The organism is Streptomyces sp. P5F9 (assembly GCF_057961495.1).
Genome location: NZ_JBXVPZ010000393.1, coordinates 1 through 9309 on the forward strand (window position 1 = coordinate 1; position 9309 = coordinate 9309).

11 protein-coding genes are annotated in these 9309 nt (G+C 71.6%); 2 read left to right on the top strand and 9 right to left on the bottom strand.

What is annotated here, in order from left to right; translation table 11 throughout:
- The 4 genes from AC31A1_RS39705 to AC31A1_RS39720 all read right to left on the bottom strand — a co-directional run.
- Window positions 1-223: hypothetical protein (locus AC31A1_RS39705; RefSeq protein WP_489657952.1), on the bottom strand; the 223-nt coding region annotated here is incomplete at its 3' end.
- A 73-nt stretch (window positions 224-296) separates the two neighbouring features.
- Entirely contained in the window at window positions 297-692 is a 396-nt protein-coding gene (locus tag AC31A1_RS39710; RefSeq protein ID WP_489657943.1) for a hypothetical protein, read from the bottom strand.
- A 15-nt stretch (window positions 693-707) separates the two neighbouring features.
- Entirely contained in the window at window positions 708-1232 is a 525-nt protein-coding gene (locus AC31A1_RS39715; RefSeq protein WP_489657944.1) for a GNAT family N-acetyltransferase, read from the bottom strand.
- A 318-nt stretch (window positions 1233-1550) separates the two neighbouring features.
- Entirely contained in the window at window positions 1551-2993 is a 1443-nt protein-coding gene (locus AC31A1_RS39720) for a GuaB1 family IMP dehydrogenase-related protein (RefSeq protein WP_489657951.1), read from the bottom strand.
- A 206-nt stretch (window positions 2994-3199) separates the two neighbouring features.
- Between AC31A1_RS39720 and AC31A1_RS39725 the strand changes: the two genes are divergently transcribed.
- Window positions 3200-4807, top strand: a complete 1608-nt coding sequence (locus AC31A1_RS39725; protein ID WP_489657945.1) for an LPXTG cell wall anchor domain-containing protein — start codon at window positions 3200-3202, stop codon at window positions 4805-4807.
- Between the two features lie 37 nt (window positions 4808-4844).
- Here the strand turns inward: AC31A1_RS39725 and AC31A1_RS39730 are convergent, their stop codons facing one another.
- The 5 genes from AC31A1_RS39730 to rpe all read right to left on the bottom strand — a co-directional run bounded on the left by AC31A1_RS39730 (window position 4845) and on the right by rpe (window position 8047).
- The gene (locus tag AC31A1_RS39730; protein WP_489657946.1) at window positions 4845-5456 is read right to left on the bottom strand and encodes a hypothetical protein; all 612 of its coding nucleotides are present in this window, start codon (window positions 5454-5456) and stop codon (window positions 4845-4847) included.
- Between the two features lie 35 nt (window positions 5457-5491).
- The gene (locus AC31A1_RS39735; protein WP_489657947.1) at window positions 5492-5809 is read right to left on the bottom strand and encodes a barstar family protein; all 318 of its coding nucleotides are present in this window, start codon (window positions 5807-5809) and stop codon (window positions 5492-5494) included.
- A complete protein-coding gene (locus AC31A1_RS39740; RefSeq protein WP_489657948.1) occupies window positions 5806-6174 on the bottom strand; it encodes a guanyl-specific ribonuclease in 369 nt (122 codons plus the stop codon). The genes AC31A1_RS39735 and AC31A1_RS39740 overlap by 4 nt, the downstream gene beginning before the upstream one ends.
- A gap of 61 nt (window positions 6175-6235) precedes the next feature.
- Window positions 6236-7282: a sugar-binding transcriptional regulator gene (locus tag AC31A1_RS39745; RefSeq protein ID WP_366434325.1), complete on the bottom strand. Its 1047-nt coding sequence runs from the start codon at window positions 7280-7282 to the stop codon at window positions 6236-6238.
- A gap of 78 nt (window positions 7283-7360) precedes the next feature.
- Complete coding sequence (rpe, locus tag AC31A1_RS39750; RefSeq protein ID WP_489657949.1) at window positions 7361-8047, bottom strand: ribulose-phosphate 3-epimerase; 687 nt, start codon at window positions 8045-8047, stop codon at window positions 7361-7363.
- Between the two features lie 591 nt (window positions 8048-8638).
- Here rpe and AC31A1_RS39755 point away from each other — a divergent pair.
- On the top strand, window positions 8639-9309 hold a 671-nt coding region (locus tag AC31A1_RS39755; protein ID WP_489657950.1), incomplete at its 3' end, for an alpha-hydroxy-acid oxidizing protein.

Consider the following 9309-nt stretch of genomic DNA (forward strand, 5'->3'; position numbering starts at 1 on the left):
CGACCTGGCTGTCCTGCGCGGACAGCCCGGCTACGGCGGCGATGTCGGCCTTGTCGTCGATGGGCCGCGCGGTGGCGGGGTGAGTTGCAGAGCGGTGGTGGGAGTTGCCGAGCGGTGCGGGGTGGCTGTTGGCCGTTGCGCGAGGCCCTGTCGCGAAGCCCTGTCCAGCCCTCGCCGATGCGCAGTTCGGCTGTCGGCGAGGCCCTGTCCAGCCCTCACCCATGCGCGGTTCGGCTGTCGGCGAAGCCCTGGTCAGCCCTCGCCCATGCCTGGTTCGGCTTTCGGCGAAGCCCTGGTCAGCCCTCGTCCGGCTCCCCCGCGAGGGCCCGCGCCTCGGCCACGTCGCCCTCGTCGAACCCCATCCGGCCGGGCTTCCCGAAGGCCTCCGCCTGGGCGTCGATCCACCGCGTGTGCGCCTCCCACGCGGCCTGCTTGCTCATGCCGAGCGCGGCCCCGATCTGCGTCCAGGACGCACCGGCCTCGCGGGCCGCGCGGACGGTGAGCTGACGGCCGTAGGCGGCCTTGCGGGCGACGACCTCGGTCAGGGCGAGCAGTTCCAGCGTCTCGGCCTTGTCGAGCGCCTCGGCGTCGCTGCCGAAGCCGGCGAGGGACTCGCGGGTGCGGAGGTGGTCGAGGCGGGCGACGGCGGTGAGGAGGGTGTGCTCGGGTTCGATGCTCTGGGGTGTGGTCATGGGTGCAGCGTTGCGTCAGGGCTGCTTGACGTCAAGGGCGCCTGACGGCAGTTCCTTGGTGAGGAAGGTGCAGGGGTCGGCGCACTCGCGGGTGACCCCGTCGCGGTCCTCGTACGACCAGCGGTCCACGTAGTCCGTCAGGGGCCGGTAGCCGAGCCGCGCGTAGAGGTCGGCGGCCCTCGGGTTGTCGGCCGCGACGCCCAGCCCGAGGACCGTACGGCCGTGCTCCCGGGCCAGTTCCTCGGCCCGCCGGATCAGCGCGCCGCCGATGCCGCGCGAGCGTAGCTCCGGGGGCCACACGGCGAGACCGTTGAGCTCCGGACAGCCGGGCAGCGCGGCCCGCACCGCCGGGGCCGCGCAGCCGTCCCAGATGACCTCCGCGTGGCCGACGGGCCGGCCGTCCAGCCAGGCGACGAGATAGGTACCCCCTCCCGTTTCCTGCCGCGCGAACCGCCGGGCATGAGTCGAGTCGGCCCCCGGCGAGCCGATGTACTGGTCGAGCAGCGCCACGTCGGCGGCCCGGCACTCGGCGATCTCCATGTGCCCGACGTTAGCCCCCGGGCACGCCGACGGCCCCCGAATATCCCGGGCGCCGGGACCAACAGGGGCCGCGCAAAAGGGAGTTGGTCAGCTCCGGCCCACGTGCAACGACTTGCCTCAGGACGGTCACCGCCGCAGCACACCCACGACCCCCGCAACATCCCGGCGCCGGAACAACAGGGCCGTACGACAAGGAGTTGGCCAACTCCAGCCCACGTGCGAAGACTTGCCCCAGAGCGGTAACCGCCGCAGCACACCCACGCCCCCCCCGCAGCATCCCGACGCCGGAACAACAAGGGCCGCAGCAAAGCGAGTTGGTCAGCTCCAGCTGGCGTGCAGGGGCTTGCCCTCCGCGTAGCCGGCCGCGCTCTGGATGCCGACGATCGCGCGCTCGGCGAACTCCTCCAGGGAGCCCGCGCCGGCGTACGTGCAGGAGGAGCGGACGCCCGCGATGATCGAGTCGATCAGGTCCTCGACGCCCGGGCGGGCCGGGTCGAGGAACATGCGGGAGGTGGAGATGCCCTCCTCGAACAGCGCCTTGCGGGCGCGGTCATAGGCCGACTCGTCCGACGTGCGGTTGCGGACCGCGCGGGCCGACGCCATACCGAACGACTCCTTGTAGAGGCGGCCGTCGGCGTCCTGCTGGAGGTCACCCGGGGACTCGTACGTGCCCGCGAACCAGGAGCCGATCATCACGTTCGACGCGCCGGCCGCGAGCGCCATGGCGACATCGCGCGGGTGCCGGACCCCGCCGTCGGCCCACACGTGCTTGCCGTACTTCTTGGCCTCGGCGGCGCACTCCATGACGGCGGAGAACTGCGGCCGGCCGACGCCGGTCATCATGCGGGTGGTGCACATCGCGCCGGGCCCGACGCCGACCTTGATGATGTCGGCGCCCGCCTCGACGAGGTCCTTGACGCCCTCGGCGGCGACGATGTTGCCGGCCACGATGGGGACCTGCGGATCGAGGGCCCGCACCTGCTTGATCGCGCTGATCATCGACTCCTGGTGGCCGTGCGCCGTGTCGATGACGAGCGTGTCGACACCCGCGTCCAGCAGCTGCTTGGCCTTCTGCGCGAAGTCGCCGTTGATGCCTACGGCCGCCGCGATGCGCAGCTTGCCGTCCGCGTCGACGGCCGGCGAGTACAGCGTGGCGCGCAGGGCGCCCTTGCGGGTGAGGATGCCGGCGAGCTTGCCGTCCTGGTCGACGGCGGGCGCGTAGCGGCGGTTGGCCGCGTCCAGCTTGTTGAACGCCTCGCGCGGGTCGATGTCCGCGTCGAGCAGCAGCAGGTCCCGGGACATGACCTCGGCGAGCTGCGTGAAGCGGTCCACACCGGTGAGGTCGGCGTCGGTGACGACACCGACCGGGCGCTGGCCCTCGTCCACGACGACACCGGCGTTGTGCGCACGCTTGGGCAGCAGGGCGAGCGCGTCGGCGACGGTCTGGTGCGGGGCCAGCCGGATGGGGGTGTCCAGCACGAGGTGGCGGCTCTTCACCCAGGACACGACCTCGGTGACGACCTCGATCGGGATGTCCTGCGGGATGACGACGAGGCCACCGCGCCGGGCCAGCGTCTCGGCCATCCGGCGCCCGGCGATGGCGGTCATGTTGGCGACGACCAGCGGGATGGTGGTGCCCGTGCCGTCCGGGGAGCTGAGGTCCACGCCCTGACGCGATCCGACCGCACTGCGGCGCGGCACCATGAAGACGTCGTCGTACGTCAGGTCGTACGGGGGCTGGATGTCGTTGAGGAAACGCACGTGCTGCACATCCCAGTCGATCAGAGGTGGTCCCCGGACAGGTCAGCCAGGGGGAAGAGCACGTACTTCATTGTCCCATGTCGGGCGCGATGCCACGCCTCGGACCATCGTCCAGGCAGGTCGACGGCGCCCCTGGAGGAACACCCAAAACGAACCCGTGATTCACATGTGGGCAACCTTCGGGACACCCCGCGTATCGAACGGGCATGACTTTCCACCGCACGGTGCTCGGGACGGCGCTCGCCGCCGTGGTGCTCGCCCTCGCACCAGGATCCGCGGCCCTGGCCGCCGGCCCCTCCCCCTTGCCGACGCAGTCCTACGCCGTGATCGACGCGGACAAGCAGCTCAACGTGGGAGCGTCCGCGCAGTCGGTCCACGTGGGCTGGATGTTCTACGACGGCGGGGCGAATGTTCCCCTCCAGACGAACGAGACGCTCGTCGTCGACGCCCGGGACCTGGCCGGCATCGCGAGCGTCGCGGTCGGCGACCCGAGGTGCACGACCGCCGGGCAGGTCCTCACCTGTGTCAACAAGGACATCGCCCAGCCGCCGTACGTCGACTTCACCGTGCGGGCGGACACGGGCGTCGGCGTCGGCGCCACCGGCACGATCGAGTACACCGTCAGCGCGGACCACGGCACCGGCGCCACCGCGCAGGCGAAGGTGGTCGTCGGCGTCCCCGACCTGGTCGTCGGCAAGGTGCCGGACGTGACGCACGCCAAGATCGGCTCCCGGATCGAGCTTCCGCTGCGGCTGCGCAACACCGGCGACCTGGCCACCGACCGGCGCATCATGCTGCGCTGGGAGTCGCTGGGCGGGCTGGTCTTCGACCGGAAGTTCTCCAACTGCGCCTACGGCGACGGCGACGACCCCGTCGAACCCGGCAGCCAGGCCTCCGTCACCTGTGTCTTCACCGCCCCCGTGGCCGCGGGCGCCACCGTCGAGCTGAGCAGCCCGCTGACCGCGACGGTCGGCGAGCACGTCCTGACCGCCGTGACCGACTACTCGGCCGAGCTCCTGAAGCCCGGCGTGGACCCGGGTGGCGGCAGCTCCCCGGGCACCGGGCCCGCGCTCACCCTGGTGCCATCCTCCGGTGCGGGAGACGGTTTCGAGAGCGGTGCCACGGGCCGGGTCGACGTCTCGACCGACAGCTCCGCGGATCTCGCGGCCACCGCCGCCGTGACACGCCGCCGCACGGCCGGGGAGTGGACCCTGACCCTGAACGCCGTGAACCACGGCCCGGCCTCCGCGTACGGCGTCGGCACCAAGGCCGTCGCCCTGGTCGACGTGGTCCTGCCCAAGGGCACGGTCGCGACCGGCAACGCCTTCGAGGAGGGGGAGGACACGCCCTACGGCGAGTGCTTCCTCTGGGCCGGCGACACGAAGACGGCGCCTTTCGCGGCGGGCCACCGGCACTACGTCTGCCCCGTGCCGCGCGGTGTCGCCGCCGGGCAGAGCCAGCTGTTCGTGCTGTGGGTGAAGGCGGCCAAGGACTACACCGGCGCCAAGGGCACGGCGACCGTACTCCCCGGCCCGGCGGGCATCGCCCTCCACGACCGGAACACCGCCGACGACAGCGTGACGTTCGCCTTCGACAAGGCGGCCACCTCGCCGACGTCGAGCTCGCCCACGTCCGGCACGTCCGTCACGCCGGGAGCGTCAGGCGGTGCGCCGACCGCGACAGCCGCGCCCGGCGGCACACTCCCGCACACCGGCACGGGCCCCATGGCCCTCATCGCCACCGCGGCGGGCGGGGCCGTGGTGCTGGGCTCGGCGGCCCTGCTCGTCGCCCGCCGCAGGCGCGACTCCCGCTGACGCGGGCCACGTTCGGTACGGGAAACGCGAACCCGGATCAGTACAGGAAGCGATGCAGCGGAGCCGACTCGGTCAGCAGCATCGTGAGCCGGTGGGCGAGGCGCTGCCACGCCTCGTCCTGCCCGTAGCTGAGTCTCACGTCCTCGCCGCCGCCCGCCTCGATCGCCGCGAAGAGCGTGGCCGTGTCGGCGTCGGGGGTGAGGTCCACCAGGGACAGCACCCGCGCCAGCGCGCCGACCAGGCCGACGGCGGTCTTCTCGGGCGTCAGGACGGTGGTGCGGACGGTGGCCACGACGCCCGAGGGGTCGGGCAGGTCCGGCGGGGCCACGAGGAGCCCGGACAGCTCGCGCAGCAGCGCGTACAGCAAGTCCGTTTCCTCCGTGGGCAGTTCGACGATGCGCAGACCCTCGTGTTCCCAACGGCCGTTCGGCGTCCACACCTTGGGGCCCCGCGCCACCGCGTCGGCCAGTGCCTCCCGTACCCGCCTGAAGACGGCGAGCCCGTCCGCGAAGAGCGCGTGCCCACTCGCCCCGCCCACGGACTCGGCCAGGGGCGCCAGCAAGTGCTCTTCCACCCGGTCGCACTGCGCTTCGAGGTCCGGGTCCACGACCACGAGACGGACCGACGTGCGCTGCTCCTGTTGCTCCATACCGAACACTCTGCCAGCCGCCTCGGACAATCGGGTTAGCGCCCGGCTCCGCCCAGCGCGAGCACGACGGAGAGGTTCGGCGTGCGGTCGACCGCGTCACCGAAGACGTCGACGGCGGTCTCCCACTCGTCGGGCCGTGCCTTGGCGTACGACTGCCAGTTCCGTACGACGACCAGCAGCCCCTGCTCCACCGCGCCCTCGGGCCAGACGGTGTGGTCGCCGAGGCTGTCGGCGAGGGCGTCCCAGTTCCGGCCGAACCAGTCGGGCAGGGACAGCGCACGGGCACAGCGGTCCATCAGGCCGGTCTTGTCCGTGACCCCGTCGAGGTCCAGCGTGACCGCGAGCTCCGTCATCTCAGCACCGTCCTGAACGACTTGTAGTGATCATCGGTGTAGTAGATCTCGCCGTCCTGCCCGGTGACAATGCGCCGGGCCCCGCGATCGCGCGAGCCCGGCGTCCTGACGGTGTATTCGTGGTAGTAGCCGCGCTTTTGCTGGGGCAGCAGCTTCTCGTAGTTCCCGAAGACGACCCCGTCCTTGGCGTACGGGAAGGGTCCGCCCCTGTCGATGAGAGCGACGGTCTGCTGTGCCTCGGCGGGGAGTTGGGAAAGCTTGACCGTCGCGGTGCCGGTACCGCTGGTGGCCGTAGAAGAACAGCCGACCGGCAGCAGTACGGCCAGACAGACGAGGAGCATCCGGGAGACGAACCGCAGCAGCATGCGCCCGATGCTGCCACGGCCGTCCCCGTACGACCCGTTGTCAGGGCCCGTCGGTGTCGGTTCAGATCCCGTCGGGGTCCGTCCGGCTGAGCGCCGACTTCGGCGGCGACCCGGCCGTCATCAGATAGTCGGCCGCCGCGGTGTCCGTCACCAGGCTGGTGACAAGGCCGGACCGCAGGACCGCGTCGATCGCCGCCGCCTTCCGCTGCCCGCCCGCGATCGCGACGACCTCGGGGATACGGCGCAACTGGTCCGCCTTGACGGTGATGCACCGCTCGCCCAGGTCCCGGCCGACCCGGCGGCCCTCGGCGTCGAAGAGGTGCGCGGACGTCTCGGCGGCGACACCGAGGGACGAGTAGTGCGCCCGCTCCTCGTCGCTGAGCATGTCGTAGACCGTCGAGATGCCAGGCTCCCAGGAGCCGATGGAGACGCAGGCGACCGTGACCTTGTCGAAGTACTCGAAGGCCCGGGCGATGCCCGTCTGGTGGCGCAGCGCCTCCGCGGTGGCCGCGTCCGGCAGCAGCATCGGCGCGTAGATGGGGTGGGCGTCGCCGCCCGACACCTGCGCGGCCCGCCGTACGGCCTCGACCGAGCCGCGCTCGGCGGTCCCGGCGTCGTACACGCCCGTCAGCTGGACCACCGTGCAGGGCGGCAGCCGGTCGAGGGCGGCCGCCATGTGGATGGTGGACCGGCCCCAGGCCAGGCCGAGCACATCGCCCTCGTTGACCAGCTCGCCGAGCAGGTCGGCCGCGACCTCCCCGAGGTTCTCGGGATCGGGCGACTCCTCGCTGACCTCGGCCGGGGACTCGACCACGACGGCGTGCCTCAGGCCGTACCGGGCACGCAGCGCGTCCGAGCGCTCCGCGTCCAGTTCGGCCGGTACTCGGATCTCGATCCGTACGAGATCCCGTTCGAGAGCGGTCTCCAGGACCCGGGCCACCTTGAAGCGGCTGACGCCGAACTCCTCCGCGATCTGGATCTTGGACTTGCCCTCAAGGTAGAAGCGGCGGGCCATGGCCGCCGCCTGCACCAGCTCTGCGGGTCCCATCCGCATGGCTGACCGGCCCGCCGACATACCCGACACGGCGATCTCCTCACTGCTGTTCACACTCTGGATTCGCCGTTCATCCTCGCAGATCCGGCGCACTTGATCAGCCTTGATGGCCGCCGTTCACATACCTGCCGCTCAGTGGTCGCACGCCCAGGATGCCTTGCCGGTGGCCCCCTCCGCCTGTGTGCGCAATGCACGTACCGCCGCGGCCGGGTCGGATGCCCCGTAGACCGCCGAACCGGCGACGAACACGTCCGCGCCCGCGTCCGCGCAGCGCTCGATCGTCGAGGCCGAAACTCCTCCGTCGACCTGCAGCCACAGCTCCAGTCCGTGCTTCTTGATCAGCTCCCGGGTACGGCGGATCTTCGGCAGCATGATGTCGAGGAACGGCTGGCCACCGAAACCCGGCTCCACGGTCATGATCAGCAGCATGTCGAGTTCGGGGAGCAGATCCTCGTACGGCTCGATCGGCGTCGCGGGCTTCAGCGCCATGGACGCGCGCGCTCCCTTGGCCCGAATCTCACGGGCGAGCCGCACCGGCGCACCGGCCGCCTCGACGTGGAAGGTGACGGAGGAGGCACCCGCCTCGACGTACTGCGGCGCCCAGCGATCGGCGTCCTCGATCATCAGATGGCAGTCCAGCGGGGTGTCCGTCGCCCGGGCCAGCGACTCTACGACCGGCACGCCGAGCGTGAGGTTCGGGACGAAGTGGTTGTCCATGACGTCCACGTGGAGCCAGTCGGCTCCCTCTACCGCCTTCGCCTCTTCGGCCAGGCGGGCGAAGTCGGCGGACAGGATGCTGGGGTTGATCTGCACGGCCATGCCCCAAGCCTGCCATGCCCTCCGGGGGTTGGCCGCATCGGTCCGTCGTGGATGCGGTGCCATTTCGGGTGCCGGTCGTGTGTGGCTGGGCGCGCCCCGCGGCGGAGCCGCAAATCGATCCTGCCCCGCGCCCCTTACCGGCGCTGTATCGGACGGGGTGGAAACCGTGCCGTTCCGGTCAGTGGACCACGGCGTGACCCGGCCTCCGCAGTGCGGGGGCAGGCGGGGCGGCCGGCGTTGTCCGGTCGGCTGTTCCTGCATCCTGTCTCCAGGCTCGCCGCCGAGGCGCTCACCGGGGTCGCGCCGGCCGGTCTGGACCGCGTGCACTTCTCCGGCTCGGGGACAGAGGCCGTCGAGGCCGCCGTGAAGCTCGCCCGCCTCTTCGACGTGGCCAGGAACGCGGACGGGCATCTCCCTGGCGGTGGAGGAGGACGAGCTGGTACAGGTCCCGTCGTTCATCGCCCAGGGCCGGCGGGAGCTGCCGGTCCGGCTGGCCCCCGGCGCTCCCTCCGCCTGACCCGGGGTGCGAGAATCCTGCACTTCACCGGCCTTCACCGGCGGGCAGGGCACCTCAGCGCAGAGGGAGATGGCATGGGCGTGGGACAGCCGTTCGGCTCCTACCAGAACGAGATCTATCTGAACGGGCTCGGCGGCATCGTGCCGTCCTACCCCATGGCCTTCGCGGAGCTGGAGGACCGGGCGAGCTCCGCGCTGCCGCCCTCCGTGTGGTCGTACGTCGCGGGCGGCGCCGGCGACGAACGCACCCAGCGCGCCAACGTCACCGCCTTCGACCACTGGGGCCTGGTCCCCCGCATGTTCGTCGGCGCGGCCGAACGCGACCTGTCCGTCGACCTGTTCGGGATGCGCCTGCCCTCCCCCGTCTTCATGGCACCGATCGGCGTCATCGGCCTGTGCGCCCAGGACGGCCACGGCGACCTGGCGACCGCGAGGGCCGCCGCACGCACCGGAGTTCCGATGGTCGCCTCGACGCTGACGGTCGACCCGCTGGAGGAGGTAGCCGGCGAGTTCGGAGACACTCCGGGCCTCTTCCAGCTCTACACCCCGACCGACAAGGACCTCGCCGCAAGCCTCGTCCACCGCGCCGAACAAGCGGGCTACAAGGGCATCGTCGTCACCCTGGACACCTGGGTCACCGGCTGGCGCCCCCGCGACCTGTCCACCGCCAACTTCCCCCAGCTGCGCGGCCATTGCCTCGCCAGCTACACGAGCGACCCGGTCTTCCGCGCCCGCCTCCCCCGCAC